Source organism: Lentimicrobiaceae bacterium (assembly GCA_023227965.1).
Lineage (GTDB): Bacteria > Bacteroidota > Bacteroidia > Bacteroidales > JALOCA01 > JALOCA01.
This window is the reverse complement of record JALOCA010000022.1, coordinates 24817-41749: the sequence shown is the minus strand read 5'-3', so window position 1 is coordinate 41749 and position 16933 is coordinate 24817. Positions and strand designations below refer to the sequence as shown.

The window sequence follows — 16933 nt, the reverse complement described above, 5'->3', positions numbered from 1 at the left end:
TTTATTTAAATATAATTGTGGAAATACATCCCGATGACTATCGGGACCGCTATGTTCCGAGAAAACTACTCAGACAACTGAACTTCTTTCTCAGATGTCTGAATCGCTTCCTCAGATAACTTCTTTTCCCTTGACCCTACCCATCCAATAACTACCTGCAATTTAGATTTATAGCGCCCTCCCCTCACGAGGGGAGGGATGGGGTGGGGTCCAAAAAAACTACTCAGATAACTGTTTATATATCAAATTAAAATAGCTGAACTTTTATATCAAACAACAGAATTTCTCCCTCAGATAACTTCTTTTCCTCTGACCCTACCCATCAAATAACTACCTGCAATTTAGGTTTATAGTGCCATCCCCTCACGAGGGGAGGGATGGGGTGGGGTCCAAAAAAACTACTCAGATAACTATTTATATATCAAATTAAAATAGCTGAACTTTTATATCAAACAACAGAATTTCTCCCTCAGATAACTTCATTTCCTCTGACCCTACCCATCAAATAACTACCTGCAATTTAGATTTATAGCGCCCTCCCCTCACGAGGGGAGGGATGGGGTGGGGTCCAAAAAACCACTCAGATAATCATTTTAATATCAAATTAAAATAGCTGAACTTTTATATCAAACAACAGAATTTCTTCCTCAGATAACTTCTTTTCCCTTGACCCTACCCATTCAATAACTACCTTAAAGTGTATCGTCCTAAAAAGACTCGACAGAATTTGGTAGTAGATGGCATAAAAAAACCGTGCAACATAATAACTGCACGATTTTTTACTTTCCGGAAAGGATTACCGGGCTATGGTGGTAACTTCGTTACGGGTATATGCGGCGAAAAATCCTATGGCTCCGTTATTGATATTTCCCTTAACATTAGCTGGGGGACCACTGAACATAGGCGTCTGCATTCCGGTTTCGAGCATTACATCCATTATAAAATGATAATATTCATCTGTAATTCCTGCCGTTATTAGGGTAATGGTATCACCGGGCTGAACGGGATAGTAATAATCAAAATCTTTATCCTGCCCCAGCCAGAAAATGCCAACCCCGTCGAGGTAAGTGCTGTTGAAAAATCTGTCGTCGGAAATTGCATATTCACTGATAGTATCAGTTTGCATGACCCCGTTTTTCTTGAACTGAAACATATAAAAATTTTCTTCAGGAGGTTCCTGGAAATAAGTTTTTAACACCCAGAAATCCAAGTCGCCGTAATAATTCTTTTTGTATTCCATCTGGATGGAATCAGCAGCGGGAACCTGTTTCATTTCGCAGGTTGATGTGTATTCTTTGTGTCCATCAATAGGTTGCTGCAGAACTATGTTAAGAGTATAAGTTCTTCCGGCTACTCCGTAATAGTCGGTGCGGGTTTGGTAAATGCCGCTTCCGGTTGTATTTTCTTTCAGGGTATCGGTAGTAATGCCATCGCTGAGGATTACTATGGCTCCGCTTACTGTTGGTGCGGGCTGGTCGTAATAGTATTCGGTAGTTGTGGTAAGTTTTATGGTATGTGCCATGGTGTCGTTAGTGATTATACCTTCAACGACTAAGCGTTCGGTGTCTTTTCCTAGATCAATATGAACTTTTTCGGTGCAGGCTGTCATCAGTGCAAGTCCTGCTATGATAAATGTTAATTTTTTCATGTTTGTTGTCGGTTTTTGCTGTTAAAAATGGAAGTTATAAGTTACGGAAGGTATTACTGAGAAGAGGTAAATTTTTTCGGCATACGTTTCGTTAGGGTTATCTTCATTCTGTACGAAATTTATTGCCCAGGCATTTTTTCTTCCGTAAGCATTATATAGAGAGAAATTCAGGTCGCTATGCCATTTTTTGTTGGGTTTTTCTTTTCCTTTCAGTGTAAGCGAAAGGTCGAGGCGATGATAATCGGGCATACGTTTACTATTGCGTTCGGCGTAAATAGGAACTATTTTTCCGCCAATGTTTGCCCTTGCTATCGGGGGAGTAAACGGAGCTCCTGTTGCATATATCCAGTTAGCTGAAACGTAAACCCTTTTGCTAAGTTCGTAATTTAAAACTATATTAATGTTATGGGGCTTGTCGTACGACGAAGGATAAATTTTGCCCTCATTGATTTCTTTAATTTTTCTTTCCGATTTTGAAAGAGTATAGCTAACCCAACCATTGAGTTTGCCTTCGTTTTTTTTAACTAAGAATTCCACACCATATGACCAACTGTTACCAACTCTGAGTTCGCCTTCCATTGCGCGGTTAAGTAGCAGGTCGGCATGGTCGCGAAAGTCAATGGAATGTTCCATGTTTTTATAATATACTTCCGCAGAGGTTTCAAACATATTGTCTTTAAAGTTTCTGAAGTATCCTATGGCATACTGGTCGGCAAGCTGGGGTTTTACATTGGGTGAAGACGGATACCAAAGGTCGAGAGGGGTACCGGAAGTGGAATTTTGAGCCAGATGAATGTATTGGCGTGTACGCGAATAGCTGGCTTTTACCGAAGACACTTCATTCAGAGTAAGTGTAAGTCCTAAACGGGGTTCCAATCCTCCATAGGTTTTGTAGGCTCCGTTTCCTGATTGGTGAATGGTGTCTGTAACGGTGTATTCTTTGAAATTGGTTTTGTCGTAAACGTAATAGGTTGCATGTCCCACATCTTCAAAAACGGAATATCGTAAACCGTATTTCATGGTCAGGCAGCCGAACAGGGTTTGCTCGTCGCCGACATACACCGCATATTCCGAAGCATAACTTTTCGGGATTAGGTAATCGGTAATCGAGCTTTCTTCGCCCTTTCCAACGGCTTTTCCGAGATCGAAGGTGTGATAAGTAGCCGAAGCACCGAATTTCAAGGTGTTTTTGGGGTTGATGTAATAGCTGAAGTCGCCTTTTGCACTCAGATCTTCAAGATTTGAAATCCATTCGAATGCGTCGGCTGTACCCGAAGCAGTTCCCAGTTTATAGTCGTATTTGCTGTACAGCATGGTAAAGTTTGAGAATAATTTTTTAGAGAAAAGATGGTTCCAGCGCAGGGTAGCGGTTTTATTTCCATTCGACATTTCAAAACCATTGTTTTTAAAAACATCTCTTCCGAAATACCCTGAAGCAAATAAACGGTTGTTATCGTTGATGCGGTGGTTTATTTTGGCATTAAAATCATAGAAATACAGTTTATTGTCGCGTAATCCTTTGTCGGATGAAAGTGGCAGAAACATGTCGGCATAGGTTCTTCTTCCCGAAACGATAAATGACGAACGGTCGGTTATTACCGGACCTTCCAGCGTTAAGCGGCTCGAAATAGTCCCGATGCCTCCGGTAGCTGAATAATTCTTTGAGTTACCTTCTTTCATACGAATATCAAGCAGCGACGAAAGTCTTCCTCCGCTCGAAGCCGGAATGTCACCTTTGTATATCTGCACATCTTTGATAGCATCGTTGTTAAATACCGAAAAGAAACCCATCAGGTGTGAAGCATTGTACACTGTGGCTTCGTCCAGAATGATAAGGTTCTGGTCGGGGCTGCCGCCTCGCACACTGAAACCCGAAGAGCCTTCGCTGGTGGATTGTACGCCGGGGAGCAATTGTATGGCTTTGATAATGTCAACCTCACCCATCAGTGCAGGAATTTTACTGATGGTTTTCACATCCATCTTCATGACGCTCATTTCGGTTTTGGTAATATTTTCGTTCTTTTTTACCCCGGTGATTACGGCTTCCTGCAATACTTCCTGTTTGGTTTCAAGTTCAATGTTAAAGGTAACATCTGCCGAAAGTTTGACTTCTTTTTCAATCGTGTTGTACCCGACATAAGAATACATCAGGGTGTAAATTCCGGGTTGCAGGCTAAGAGAATAAAATCCGTACAAATTGGTAACTGCACCTGATTGTAATCCTTTCACAAACACAGTGGCACCCAGGAGTTCTTCACCGGTGGATTTGTCTTTTATATTGCCGCTTATTGTATAGCGTTTTACGGTACCCGCGTCTCCGTCTGCTTTTGCAATTTGTGTTCCCGCTATTGTAAGACAGAAAACCAGGATAATTTGTTTAATCATTTTCATTGTTTATTATGGTTTATGGTTATTTGGAAGCGTAAAATGGTTTATGGGTTTGTCAAAATATGTGCCAAAATTGCAAACATCTACATCATAGGAATAAGTTTAACTTTTTTCAGGAAACGTTGTTCTGTTTCCTTGCACGAACCGTTCGGTTGTGAACAATTTTACTGTGCAAAAGTAGGAGAAGTGAAACATAGGGTATAAAATAAAATGCTGAATGGCGGAAACCGACAGTTGAAATCCATTTTGGAAACATTAATATATGGATGGTTAGAGAAAACTATTTGCAGCAAACTTTTCCGATACTATGAATGTGGTACAGTTAATGGGGAAATAGAGTAGTATTTGTTTAAAATTTTTTTATGTACATTTCTTGGTTTTTTTCTTAAAATAGTTTTTTAATTCAGTTTTTTAATAAATCCTATTAATACTTTATTACAAAAAACAGGGGTAAAAAGGGAAGTGCAAATGTATTTTATGTAACGAAATACAGCCGGAGCATACAGGAAACGGTTATAAAAATAACTTATTTCAGTTGTTTTTTAAGCCATACTATGCTGTTATAGTATAAATTACAACATATATTAAAAAGCGGATATATTTAAAAACAGAGCAAATTGTTTTAAAATGGCAGCAGTAGAATTATTTTTTATTTGCTGTATTAAATTATTACTATCCCGGCTGAGCTGCATTTGTCCCGATAGTCATCGGGACCACTCGGAATACCGTTGGAATTGTATTTCAGCTATTGGTTTTATAAAAAACACTATTTTAGCAGGTGAATTTGCATATCAGCAGGGGAAGCCCCATGCGGTGCAAACGGTAAGTGGACCGGCAAATATGGACCCGTTGCCGCAGATAACCACCATTAGCAGCTTTACTGCCGACAATAAAATAAATTATGAAAACAGAAAATTGCAAATTTTCTAACGTTCCGAACGGAATTGCAAATTCCGCTCAGCGGGGATAGCGTTTACTCATATAACATGGAAAAGAATACAGTTGAACTGAGCAAGGTTGTAAAGTCGTTTGAGAGAAAAACGCAGGAGATTTATGAGCTTACAACGGATAACCAAAGGATATTTGTAACAGCAGAACACCCTTTCTATGTAGAGGGCAAAGGCTGGGTAAAAGTAAAGGATTTGCAACCTGGCATGGTCTTAAAAACAAAAGATGGTTCAATAGAACATGTTACAAGTTCTGTTCTCGAAAAGCATCCTGAAACGGTTTATAACATTGAAGTAGAAGGCAATCACAATTATTTTGTGACTAATAGCAATATATTGGTGCATAACAAGTAACTATTTGGCAAACAAATGCTTTACATTAAAAATTAATTGAGCCATGCGATACTTTTATTACAGAATTTACCAGCAGTTAAAGAGAGTGAAATCTAATGATACACCGGCATTTAATGCATTACTATTATTACTTGTTTTACTGGGGTTTAATATTTTAACGGCCATGTCAGTAATTAGATATTTTTTTAATTTTGAAATCAGCAAAAATTTTGTCTATTCCTTTGGTTTAGTATTGTATTTTATTTTGCTTTTTATAGGATTTAAAACCCTTTTTGGCAAACAGAATGAAATATGTAAACGATATGAAAATGAGACCAAAGAAGAAAGGCGTAAAGGGACAATTTATTTGCTTTTGTACATTGTACTCAGCGTGGTACTGTTTTTTATCTTAGGAAAGCCTTTAAAGTAATTGATGATAGATTATTGTGAATAACAGGTTATGCGATACTTTTATTACAGAATCCCGGATTGGACACCATATCCTGTAAGGGGCTTTAATCACTAAATAAAAAACACTGAAAATGAGGTATCTATATTATAAATTGTGGCAAACTTTTAAAAAAATACCCACAAACGATATGCCTGCCACAAATGCTATGATTGTTTTTAGCATACTCCATTTTATAAATATTGCAACTATCCAAGTCTTAGTAAATCATTTCTTTAGTTTTAATATTGAACCGAATTCAAAGAATGAAATAATTCTATTTGCATGCTCACTTGGCTTAGTTCTTTATTTAATAAATTATTTTTATCTATACAAGAACCGAGAGAAGCTTTATGAGAAATACAAGGATGAGAGCAAGAGCAAAAGTATAATTGGCAACACCTCTTTGGTACTATACATAATTGCATCGGCAGCACTTGTATATTATTTTGGTTCGAGATACCCACTATAAAGAGCAAAAAAACTGAGCCTGTTTAAAAGCAGGTCTGGGTTAAAAAACAATCTTGGGGTGAAACAGGGCTTAATACAACAGTTACCGTTATAGCTATTGGAGTGGGCAGATGTCCTGGATTTGTTATACAAGCAAATTATCAGGCAAGTAAAGCCTATATGAATATGATTACCGGACACCCGGACCGGGCACCTTATCCGATAAGGGGTTTTAATCACTAGTTTTAAACATGTTAATAATGAAATATTTATATTATAAATTGTGGCAAACTTTTAAAAGAATACCCACAAACGATATGCCTGCTACTAATGCTATGCTTTTTATTAGTATGTGTCATTTAGCGAATATTTTTGTTATCCAAATTATTTTAAACCATAATTCATTAGCAAATATGAAATTTAGTTCTAAAAGCGAAATTTACAGTTATACTATCCCTTTGGGATTATTGGCTTTTGGTTTAAATTATCTATTTTTATATAGAAATCGAGACAGGATTTATGAAAAGTATAAAGATGAGAGTAAAAGACAGAAGCTTATAGGAAACATATTGCTGATATTGTATATCTTGGGTTCCTTTGCATTAGTTTTTTATTTTGGCTCCAAATATACAGTACACCCTCTGCAATAAGTTTACGAGGTGAATAACTAAAATTTGTTTTAGGTTATTAAATGAGGCTATACAGCAAATTCCTGGGCTGAGCTGCATTTGTCCCGATAGTCATCGGGACCGCTCGGAATACCGTTGGAATTGTATTTCAGCTATTGGTTTTATAAAAAACACTATTTTAGCAGGTGAATTTGCATATCAGCAGGGGAAGCCCCAAGCGGTGCAAACGGTAAGCGGACCAGCAAACAGGGACCCGTCGCCGCAGATAACCACCATTAGCAACTTTACTGCCGACAATAAAATAAATTATGAAAACAGAAAATTGCAAATTTTCTAACGTTCCGAACGGAATTGCAAATTCCGCTCAGCGGGGATTTTTTAGGAGGAGGCATCATATCTATAATAAATCAATAAAAATAATTATATGAAATCAAATTATTTAACTATTAAACCAATTTATTTAATTATCTTAGGTTTGCTAACAATTAATACAACCTGCAACAAGGTCAATAATGAAGACTTAAAACTACGTGTAAATAATATGTCCAATATACCAATCTATACTGCATGGACAATAGATTATCCCGACACAAGTTTTAATCATGTAGCAAATCCTATATATAATCCACAGATACATAAAATTGAAGCATATAGTATTCAAAAAAACTATTATGGGGCTCCTTCAAAGGGTCTTTTTAATGATAAAGTTGATACCATATCTGTTTTTATTTTTGATGCCCATGTATTAGAAACCGCCCCCTGGGACACTGTAAAAGCGAATTACCTTGTATTAAAGCGTTATGATTTAAGCTTACAAGACTTGCAAATAATGAACTGGACAATAACCTACCCATAAAAAATGAAAAAGATCAACCTTCTATTACTCTTAATAATTCTTTTTGGTTTGCAGCAAGCATTTTCCCAAGCCATCAGCTATGCCTACGATGCCAGTGGCAACCGTACCACCCGCAACGTGGTAACACTAAAACAAACAACCTCCCACCCCAACCCTCCCGAAGGGAGGGAGCTGCTAACGGAAACCTTAGGAGAGCTTACCATTACGGTGTCGCCTAACCCTACCATGGGTGAGGTAAATGTAGCCATCAGCAACCTGCCGGAAGGTACAAGAGTGGAAAGCGCCCTGTATAATTCTTCCGGTATGTTGTTATCGGCTTCTCCACTGTCAGGTACCGGGAGCGGGGCTATCAACCTCACAGCCCAACCTTCTGGTATCTACTACCTGAAGCTTAAAGCAGGAGATAAACGGAGTGTGTGGAAGATCGTTAAGGAATAAGTATTTTCCTGCTAAGCCCTCGGCTGAGCGGTCCCGGTTAAATCGGGATTCCCTCGGCTGAGCGGAATTTATAATTCTGCAAAAAACCGATTATCTTTACAACATCCGTGGATGGCTTATCCGGATTAATAACCCGGAAGTAAATGGGTTATCTGTTAATTGAAGCCGCACGCCCGGAATGAAATAAATTTTTCCTTTTTGTAAAAAAAGTTTTCAACAAAATGAATAAATTCGGGTAATATTTCATATATTTGATGTGCATAAAAACAGTGAGCCATAAAACTACTGGTTTTTAGGTAAGCACATCCGAAATGCTTGCAAACAGTAGGCTAACCTAAATGCAAACTTATGGAAGGCGAAAACAGAATTTCGTTAGACATTACCCAGCAACAGGTGGATGGGTTTATTTCGGAAGTAGCCAAACTGAAAAGTATGTTACCTGCCGGATTGGTAACCCTTACCTCCGAAGAACGGCATGCTTATGCCAAAATGGGTGATAAAACCATTGCCTTTGTGGAAAAAGCATTGGATTACGGTCGCTTGTATCCGCATCTTGTGCCTGCATACATCAACCTGGATGAAATGGAGAAAGATGTTAAGGCGGTAAAATACCTGCTTACTTTCATACATTCCATCGAAGAAATGAATACATTGCTTGATGATTCCATCCTGCTTGCCGGGAGCGAAGCTTATATCGCTGCGCTTTCAATTTATGCTTCTGTAAAGGATGCAGCCAAACGGAATGTTCCGGGTGCAAAACCGGCTTCCGACGACCTGAAGGAACGTTTCTCGGGTCGTAAAGCCAAAACAGAAGGCGAAGTACTGCAGAACTAAAAACGGTAATGTTTCCGGTTTTATAACCTGCTGGTTGAAATGAAAAAACGGGCAGGTTATTTTTTATAGCCACATTCTTCCCATTAATACTCCTGGTAAAGTAACAGCATGGTGTTTCTCACTTTCTTTGCAGGCTTCAATGGTTAAAAAGTCTGCCTTGCCTGAAAAAGAAATGCGTTTGCTTCTAAAAGAGTCGGCGTTGAATGAAAAAGAGCCATCATTCCTTCTTTTAGAGAAATTAATGGTTCTAAAAGAGGGAATGATCCCTCAAAAAGAAGGGAAGTTCCCTCTTTCTGACCCAATGTTCCTTCTTTTTGAAGGAACATTCTATAAAAAAGACCCAACATTGCTTCTAAAAGAAGGAACGCCGACTCTAAAAGAACCAACGCCGACTCTAAAAGACCCAATTACTTGTATTTTATAATAAATTTTGGTTTATTGTACTCATAAGCATAAAAAAGGAGCTTCCGGTAGGGAGCTCCTTTTTTATTCAGAAATGATAGTTACGTTAGTTCTTAAGAAGTTTTTGAACTAACTGTCCACCATTCTTCCCTACGAAAGTAATAAAATACATACCATCGGCAAGGTTAGAGGTGTTGATAGAAATTTTACCGGCTGCAACATTGTTTAATCTGGAAATTTGCTGTCCGTAAGCATTGCAAAGAATAACTTGCTTAACATCAATCGTTGCATTTACATACAACGTATTGTTACAAGGAACAGGATAAGCACTTACTTTACCAGCAAGAGGATTATCGTTGATACCTTCTGGGTTCACGCCCCAAACGAAGTCTAAAGAAGAGTCAGCTTCAATAGTAGTGAAAGTTCTGTTAGGATCACCAGTCCATTCGCCGCCATCCCAACCTTCACCTTTAAAGAACTTAAATTGATGATCACCTGCACCAATATAAGCAATAATAGTATAGATAGAATCGGCATCAGCATCGGTTAAGATGTTGGAAGCATTTGTTCCGGGTTCGTTCCATGAGCCATTGTCGCCTTTAAAGTCACCTGCTATGTAGATAGTTTCACCATTAAGTCCGGATCCATGCATATCTACATTTAAAGTAATAGCAAAAGGTTTATCAGCCCAAACAAAGTCCAAAGTTTTATCAGCAGCGATGGAGCATCTACGGTTAGGATCGCCAGTCCATTCACCAGTACTCCAGGTAGGTCCCATGAAAAACTTAAACATATAGTTGCCAGCAGCAATACCAGTTAAGGTTATTGAATAAACAGAATCTTCATCAGCATCTGTTAACACATCATTTGCATTGTTTCCTGGTTCATCCCATGAGCCATAAATTCCACCAAAATCACCGGCAAAATAAATAGTTTCTCCGTTCAAGCCAGAACCATGCATATCAACATTCAAAGTAACATTGAATTGAGCATTTGCATAATTAAAGAGCCCTACAGCTACAATAATTAGCATACTTAGTAATAGTTTTTTCATAGGCATTTGATTAAAAGGTTAATGATTAAATTCTAAATTTAAATGTATATTTTAACTTACAAAGTTAAAAATATTAAAATTACAATTACAATTTTTTAATTTTTTTTTTAAAACTTCAACAGAAATAAAAAAACTCTGATTTATTTACCCGGGTTCAGCATAAGGTTGCAAACCATTATTGTAATATTTTAGCATGTTACATTTTGCCGTTGGCGATCAATGTCAATAGCATGTTGATTTCTTATAAAAGTTTGTCTATAGGGCATTAGTTATTGATATCCTGACGGAGAATCCACAGAAATAAAATTTATTTCTATTGATGTTAAAACCCTGACGGATTAATATCAGTCAGATGTAAAACATGTTTTATCTCCAATTCAGGTTATATAATACCGTCGCCATCTATTTATTCCGTCAAGTGATAATTTTTTCAGAAAAAAATAAAAGGGTTGAAACAATAGCATTTCAACCCTTTTGATTTTATCATTTTTAATTATGTTGTTAAAAAACGAATAACTGATTATTTAACAGCAGTAATAGTATAGGTTTGGGTAGCCAGATTAACTGTGATTGTATAGGTTCCTGCACCAGGTGAAGGTATATTAGTTGGGTCGGGAACTGTTTCATCGAGACGGTAAATTAGTATGCCTCTGCTATTTGTTCCAGTGGCATCGGTGCCCCATTGTGGAGCCCATTGTCCGGGAACTTCGAGGAATTTCATTCCGCCTGCAGTGAGAGTGGTAGTTATTTCAAAAATACCCGGAGCTACTTTTGTCATTTCGAGTGGTGTTGCATTGTTCCATCCGGCAGTAGTAGCATCGCCAAGTAGGTATAAAACTCCTGTAACAGGTGTAATAGTGTAAGTTAAATTAGCTGTGTCGGCTAATATTCTGTAATCTCCGTTAGTAGCTGGTGCTGGAATGGCTAAGGGGTCGGCAACTGATTCATCGGGACGATAAACAAGTGGTCCGGCTTCGTTAGTTCCAGTGGCGTCGGTGCCCCACTGAGGTGCCCAATGTCCAAGGCTTGTAATAAATTTTATATAAGTATCAGCAGCACCAGATAGGGTAGCTACGATAACATATTCTCCTGCTTCGCCTATATGTGTCATTTCCAAAGCAAGGTTGTTGTCCCAGCCTGCTGCTGTGGCATTTCCAAGTAAGTAAATGGGTGATAGTATTACTTCCGTTGAATATGGTGTGAAATTAAGCGTGATTACATCGGAAAATACATCTTCAGAAGTAGATTCGGATAAAGACGCTCTTACCCTGAAATCGTAGGTAGATAATACGTTTGGCAGGTCTTCCCATTTAATTATCAAGAAATTGTTCATTGCTTTTACTGTCATGGGATATTGCAGGTCGTTGGTGGCATACACCGTTTTAAAATTTGCAAAGTTATTACCAGTGGTATCCATTTCGATAGTATAGTTAACTGCAATGGTAGCAGGGTCGCCGTTGCTGAAAGTGTAGGTAGCTGCGTCCCAGTTAAAAGTCATGAGAGTGTCTTCCGCATTAGCTTTTAGCAGAACGAACTCTGAATTTGTAGCGGGAGAAAGAAGCGCTCCGGGTATGAATTGTGTTAATTCAACCTTTGTTTCATCCTTTTTGCAGGAAGAAATAACAATACCCGCAATAATGAAGAATATTAAAAAGATTTTTTTCATTTTTCCAAGATTAAAAATTAATAACCAGTATTTTGATGAATGTTAGGGTTAGCCGAAACTTCCGATGCGGGTAAAGGATAGAGGTTACGGTAAGAGGGTGTACCAAGTCCATAAAAAGAATTTCCTTTCCATTGCCATAAGTAAGCATCTCCGGTAAATTTGCCATATCGGATTAAATCGGTACGGCGAACGGCTTCCCAGTAAAGTTCTCTTCCGCGTTCATCGAGTATGAAATCGAGGGTGAGTTGGCTGTCGTTGATATTTCCGTTTATATTGCCATAAGCTCTTTCGCGCAAGGCATTAATGTCGTTAAGTGCAGTACCCCTGTCGCCACCCGAACGGAGTAAGGCTTCGGCTTCCATCAGATAAGCATCAGCAAGGCGGAAAATAGGGAAGTCGGTGCAGGTAAAATCGTTATGAGGATGAATAGCTTCTGTGCCATCGTGGTTAACATTTGAAAATTTCCTTACTCCTATTCCATCGGTGAAAGTACCTACGTTAATAATGTCCCAGTTGTTAAGCAGTTGAAGGTAAACTCTTTTATCGGGTACTTGCGTGAACATTGAGTCGGAACGAGGAGGATGATAATTATTAGTAAGGATGTTGGCAAATTCAGGGGTTGTACGGTTTCCGCCCCATCCGCTTCCGATACCTAAAGCAGCAGCGCTGATACCTCCTCCGGTAGCGGCATGAATAATGTAAGTGGTTCCACCATACGAACGTGTGTATTGTCCATCGTTATTAATTGCAAAAATCAACTCGCGGCTTAAATTATTGTCGGCACAGAAGTTTGCATGGTAATCGGGCTCGAGAATGTAGCCGGCGTTTTTAACCAGGTTGCAATAGGTTATACAATCAGCCCATCTTGGGGTTCCGGTATAAACTTCTGCATTAAGGTAAAGACGTGCAAGGAGCATCCAGGCGGCGGCTTTATCGGCGCGTCCGTACATGAATCTGGGTTCTCCTAATTTGTTATTGTCGGCTATGTCTCTAAGCTCGCTTTCAACGTAGGCAAACAATTCGGCGCGGGTGGTTTGTTTCGGGAAGAATTTTCCGGGCTTGTCGGCTTCGGTAACAAAAGCTGGATTTCCGTACATATCAATGGCATGGAAATAAGCCAATGCCCTTAAGAATCTTGCTTCGGAGTTGCATTTTATCACATCAGGGTCGTCGTTTCCTTCGGTGTTTCTTATAAATTCGTTACAGATGGTAACGGTGTAAATAATACGGCTGTACATTGCCATGTTGAAAACGTCGGTGGCTGACCATGTCTGCCAGTGGAAGTCTTTAATGGTTTGGTCGTTCCATGCGCAGATGGCTTCGTCAGTTGGTAATTCCTGAAGCATCCAAAGGGCACGGGTGTAAACACCAAAGCCATTATCAATGCCAGAAATATCTCCTGATAGATTAACACCATCTTGCCCGGGAACGGCAAAAGAAGAATAGAGTTTTGCTAAAGCCTGTTCGATGGCACCAGGGCGGTCGAGCAGGTTATCGGGAACTACAGTGTTTTTATCCAATGGTTTGGTGTCCAAATCGTTTATGCAAGATGTGGAAACCAATGCGAATAAAACTATAAATAATGATATTATTTTTATACGTTTCATAATCTTAATTCCTTTTTATTATTATAAATCTAAATTAACACCTAACATATATACCCTTGCACGGGGATAGAAGTTGTTATCAATACCCAATTTGTCGCTGCCATTATTTACTTCGGGGTCTATGCCTTTGTATTTGGTTATTGTGAAAGCATTCTGAACTGTGAAGCTTACACGTCCACGAAGTTTTTCGGTAATGATTTTTGTAAAGTTATATCCGGCAGAAATATTATCCATTTTAAAGTAAGAGGCATTTTCGATATAAATATCCGAAAAATACTGTGCATTGTTAAATTTTGTATCCTTAATTTGTGATGATAAATTTTGCCAGTAGTTGTTGTTATACATGTTGCCGTAGAAGGTCTGTGAAGCTACATTGTTGTAAACATAGTTGTTTAGGTTGATACGGGCTGAAAAACCTATGTCGAATTTTTTGTAGCTGAAACGTGAAGATAAACCTATCAGGTAATCGGGTACTGGTTTTTTGTAATGGTAAAAATTAGCAAGGTTACTTGAAATGTTTCCGCCTTCGCCACTTAGGTCAACGTACAATCCTTCGATTGGGAATCCGTTGACATCGTAAACTTGTTGCAGCACAAAGAAAGAATATGTTGGATAATCAACACTTTGAATTAGAATATTGTTTCCGGTAGCTCCATTTATATTGCCTGCAGGGATACCATTGTAAGTAGGATCATCTGTACGTAGAAACTTGGTTATTTTATTTTCGTTATAAGTAAAGTTGAAACCAACGTCCCATGTCATGTCTCTTTTGGCAATGGGTTTCAGGTTAAGTGAAATTTCAAAGCCTTTGTTTTCGAGTGATCCAACATTGGTTGTAAGATAGTTTGAGAAATTGCTTCCGTTTGGAATGGGAATGCTGTTGATAAGGTCTTTGGTTTCGCGTTTGTAATAATCCAACGAACCGGAAATTCTGTCGTTGTAGAAACTGAAGTCGAGACCTATATTCTGTGTGGTAGTTGATTCCCATTTAATACTTGGGTCGTAGGCATTTGGACGAAGTGTGGTAACAAAAATGGGTTTTGTATAGTCAATTACTCCGTCAACAGTTTCGTAACCAATCTGATAACAGGCAGATTCAACTGATGATGTGTATGTGCCCATATAAGGATAATCAAGAAGTTTGTTATTATCATCGGTGATAATGTTTTGCTGACCAGTTACACCCCAACCTAACCTTAGTTTAAGGTCGGTAACAGCTTTTACATCTTTCAGAAAGTCTTCGTTCTTGATTTTCCATGCCAATGCAAGTGATGGGAATAATCCCCAGCGGTTTTCCGGGGCAAATCTTGATGAACCATCATCGCGGAGAGTTACAGTAAGCAAATATTTATCCATCAATGAATAATTTATCCTGCCAAAGAATGATACAAGCACATTTTCTGTCTCAAAAGTCATACTATCGGCAACAATATGAGGATGTTTTAAGTCAACTATACTGTGTTGGTAATTATATTTTTTTCTCCAGAAACGTTGGTAAGAATAACCAGCCATAGCTTCAACTTTACTTTGCAAGGCATCTAAATCTTTTTTATAATTTAATAAAAAGTCGAGTGTTTTTGAATTTCCTTCCTGATTATAATCATTTAGTCGTCCAAAACCTTCACGGCGCGTCCAAACGGCAATGGTATCCACGTTGTTGTGTCCGTCGCTTTTATATGCGTCAATAGCCATATTAAGATTAGCGTGCAAATCGGGGATAAAAGGCACTTTATAATCAAACTGTATGTTGCCATTACCTCTGTAAACGTCGGATTTGTTGTCGGTTAAATCGAGCATGGCAACAGGGTTCGAGGTAGCCATCTGGTTGTATTCGGCATTGGGTCCGGCATAGCCGCTACCAGTGGTTGTCCATGTAAAATATCCACCATAGCGGCTATTTCCGTTCATAACCGGTTGAGTCGGGTCGAAAAGAATTGCGGCACCTACTGCACCATCGTTGCTGAAATCCTGTTTGGTGTACATACCTTTTCCACCTACGTTCACTTTTAAATCTCCGTTTAAAAATGTTGGGTCGAGGTTGAAAGAAAGAGTATTGCGTTTCATGCTTGTATTTTTCAGAATACCCTCCTGGTCAGTGTAGCCTAACGAAACCCTGTAGGGTACAGATTTTACTGCACCGCCAACACTTATATTGTGGTCGTGCGAAACTGCTGTCCTGTAAATTTCTTTCTGCCAGTCAGTATTTGCTGTGCCTAAGCTTGCCAAAGCAGTTTCGTTAATATTATTTGAGCCTAATTTTTCGTGTGCAAGGGCACGGTATTCATCCCCGGTTAAAACATCAACATCTTTCTGTACGGTTCCGAATGACAGGATTCCGTTGTAGCTGACACGCATTTTTGCACCGACTTTGCCTTTTTTAGTTGTGATAAGAATTACCCCATTAGATGCACGTGAACCGTAGATAGCGGTGGCTGAAGCATCTTTTAACACTGTAAAGGATTCAATATCATTTGGGTTGATAAAGTTCAATGAGTTGCTTACTCCACTAATGTTAGCATCGTTGAAAGGAACACCGTCAATGACTATTAATGGGTCGTTACTTGCTTTAAGCGAAGAGCCTCCTCTGATGCGAATGGTTGAATTAGCGCCCGGAGCTCCATTGTTGGTATTAATAATAACACCTGCGGCTTTTCCTACCAGGAGTTCCATTGGATTGGAGATTGCACCCCGGTTAAAGTCTTTCGAACCGAGTACCGACAGTGAGCCAGTAGCATCGGATTTCTTTACCTGCCCATAGCCGATTACAACAATTTCTTCTAAACCGGTAACGGAAGGTTTTAAAAAGATATTAATCACTTTTTGTGCTCCGACTACTACTTCCTGAGGAGTGTAGCCTACAAATGAAAATACCAGTGTGGATGTGGCACCCGCAGTGATAGAATAGCTTCCATCAATGTCGGTTGTCGTACCTCGCGTGGTGTTTTTGATCAGAATGCTTACTCCCGGTAGCGAACTACCGTCGGTAGCATCCTTTACTTTTCCTGTAATCTTCATCTCCTGTGCAAATGCCTCAGTGGCAAATGCCCACAAAATGATAAGAAACAGAATAGCAAACAATTGTAGATGTTTCTTCATAGATTGACATTTTTAAGTTAACATTTTAGTTAATTATAATTATATTTATATATAAATTCGAAATTTATAATTTTACATCGGGAAGAAGACATTTTTTATATGAACGTAAAATTGATTCAAAGATAAATAAAATTTAA

14 protein-coding genes are annotated in these 16933 nt (G+C 38.7%); 8 read left to right on the top strand and 6 right to left on the bottom strand.

Annotated elements, in window-relative coordinates:
• Nucleotides 1-796: 796 nt before the first annotated feature.
• Both M0R21_08685 and M0R21_08680 read right to left on the bottom strand, forming a co-directional pair.
• Nucleotides 797-1648 carry a DUF4249 domain-containing protein gene (locus tag M0R21_08685; protein ID MCK9617896.1) on the bottom strand — a complete coding sequence of 284 codons (852 nt, stop codon included), beginning with the start codon at nt 1646-1648 and terminating at the stop codon, nt 797-799.
• 21 nt (nt 1649-1669) lie between these two features.
• The gene (locus M0R21_08680; GenBank protein MCK9617895.1) at nt 1670-4033 is read right to left on the bottom strand and encodes a TonB-dependent receptor; all 2364 of its coding nucleotides are present in this window, start codon (nt 4031-4033) and stop codon (nt 1670-1672) included.
• A 630-nt stretch (nt 4034-4663) separates the two neighbouring features.
• Between M0R21_08680 and M0R21_08675 the strand changes: the two genes are divergently transcribed.
• The 8 genes from M0R21_08675 (at nt 4664) to M0R21_08640 (ending at nt 9395) form a co-directional block, all read left to right on the top strand.
• The gene (locus M0R21_08675; GenBank protein MCK9617894.1) at nt 4664-4966 is read left to right on the top strand and encodes a hypothetical protein; all 303 of its coding nucleotides are present in this window, start codon (nt 4664-4666) and stop codon (nt 4964-4966) included.
• Nucleotides 4967-5022: 56 nt separating this feature from the next.
• A complete protein-coding gene (locus M0R21_08670) occupies nt 5023-5337 on the top strand; it encodes a Hint domain-containing protein (protein ID MCK9617893.1) in 315 nt (104 codons plus the stop codon).
• A 43-nt stretch (nt 5338-5380) separates the two neighbouring features.
• Nucleotides 5381-5746 (top strand): hypothetical protein, encoded by a 366-nt coding sequence (locus tag M0R21_08665; GenBank protein ID MCK9617892.1) that lies wholly within the window; start codon nt 5381-5383, stop codon nt 5744-5746.
• Between the two features lie 728 nt (nt 5747-6474).
• Nucleotides 6475-6864: a hypothetical protein gene (locus M0R21_08660; GenBank protein MCK9617891.1), complete on the top strand. Its 390-nt coding sequence runs from the start codon at nt 6475-6477 to the stop codon at nt 6862-6864.
• Nucleotides 6865-7267: 403 nt separating this feature from the next.
• Complete coding sequence (locus M0R21_08655) at nt 7268-7699, top strand: hypothetical protein (protein MCK9617890.1); 432 nt, start codon at nt 7268-7270, stop codon at nt 7697-7699.
• Nucleotides 7700-7702: 3 nt separating this feature from the next.
• Complete coding sequence (locus M0R21_08650; GenBank protein ID MCK9617889.1) at nt 7703-8137, top strand: T9SS type A sorting domain-containing protein; 435 nt, start codon at nt 7703-7705, stop codon at nt 8135-8137.
• 348 nt (nt 8138-8485) lie between these two features.
• A complete protein-coding gene (locus tag M0R21_08645) occupies nt 8486-8971 on the top strand; it encodes a hypothetical protein (protein MCK9617888.1) in 486 nt (161 codons plus the stop codon).
• Nucleotides 8972-9128: 157 nt separating this feature from the next.
• On the top strand, nt 9129-9395 hold the full coding sequence (locus tag M0R21_08640; GenBank protein ID MCK9617887.1) for a hypothetical protein: 267 nt from the start codon (nt 9129-9131) through the stop codon (nt 9393-9395).
• A gap of 84 nt (nt 9396-9479) precedes the next feature.
• Here the strand turns inward: M0R21_08640 and M0R21_08635 are convergent, their stop codons facing one another.
• The 4 genes from M0R21_08635 to M0R21_08620 form a co-directional block, all read right to left on the bottom strand.
• Complete coding sequence (locus M0R21_08635; GenBank protein ID MCK9617886.1) at nt 9480-10427, bottom strand: T9SS type A sorting domain-containing protein; 948 nt, start codon at nt 10425-10427, stop codon at nt 9480-9482.
• Between the two features lie 520 nt (nt 10428-10947).
• Entirely contained in the window at nt 10948-12093 is a 1146-nt protein-coding gene (locus M0R21_08630) for a SusF/SusE family outer membrane protein (GenBank protein ID MCK9617885.1), read from the bottom strand.
• Between the two features lie 17 nt (nt 12094-12110).
• Entirely contained in the window at nt 12111-13700 is a 1590-nt protein-coding gene (locus M0R21_08625; protein MCK9617884.1) for a RagB/SusD family nutrient uptake outer membrane protein, read from the bottom strand.
• Nucleotides 13701-13721: 21 nt separating this feature from the next.
• Nucleotides 13722-16796, bottom strand: a complete 3075-nt coding sequence (locus M0R21_08620) for a TonB-dependent receptor (GenBank protein ID MCK9617883.1) — start codon at nt 16794-16796, stop codon at nt 13722-13724.
• Between the last annotated feature and the right edge of the window lie 137 nt (nt 16797-16933).

Coding starts and splice junctions, on each gene's coding strand:
- M0R21_08620 (MCK9617883.1), bottom strand. CDS start 16,796: ATGAAGAAACATCTACAATTGTTTGCTATTCTGTTTCTTATCATTTTG.
- M0R21_08670 (MCK9617893.1), top strand. CDS start 5,023: ATGGAAAAGAATACAGTTGAACTGAGCAAGGTTGTAAAGTCGTTTGAG.
- M0R21_08635 (MCK9617886.1), bottom strand. CDS start 10,427: ATGAAAAAACTATTACTAAGTATGCTAATTATTGTAGCTGTAGGGCTC.
- M0R21_08680 (MCK9617895.1), bottom strand. CDS start 4,033: ATGATTAAACAAATTATCCTGGTTTTCTGTCTTACAATAGCGGGAACA.
- M0R21_08625 (MCK9617884.1), bottom strand. CDS start 13,700: ATGAAACGTATAAAAATAATATCATTATTTATAGTTTTATTCGCATTG.
- M0R21_08685 (MCK9617896.1), bottom strand. CDS start 1,648: ATGAAAAAATTAACATTTATCATAGCAGGACTTGCACTGATGACAGCC.
- M0R21_08675 (MCK9617894.1), top strand. CDS start 4,664: ATGGCAGCAGTAGAATTATTTTTTATTTGCTGTATTAAATTATTACTA.
- M0R21_08655 (MCK9617890.1), top strand. CDS start 7,268: ATGAAATCAAATTATTTAACTATTAAACCAATTTATTTAATTATCTTA.
- M0R21_08645 (MCK9617888.1), top strand. CDS start 8,486: ATGGAAGGCGAAAACAGAATTTCGTTAGACATTACCCAGCAACAGGTG.
- M0R21_08630 (MCK9617885.1), bottom strand. CDS start 12,093: ATGAAAAAAATCTTTTTAATATTCTTCATTATTGCGGGTATTGTTATT.
- M0R21_08665 (MCK9617892.1), top strand. CDS start 5,381: ATGCGATACTTTTATTACAGAATTTACCAGCAGTTAAAGAGAGTGAAA.
- M0R21_08650 (MCK9617889.1), top strand. CDS start 7,703: ATGAAAAAGATCAACCTTCTATTACTCTTAATAATTCTTTTTGGTTTG.
- M0R21_08660 (MCK9617891.1), top strand. CDS start 6,475: ATGAAATATTTATATTATAAATTGTGGCAAACTTTTAAAAGAATACCC.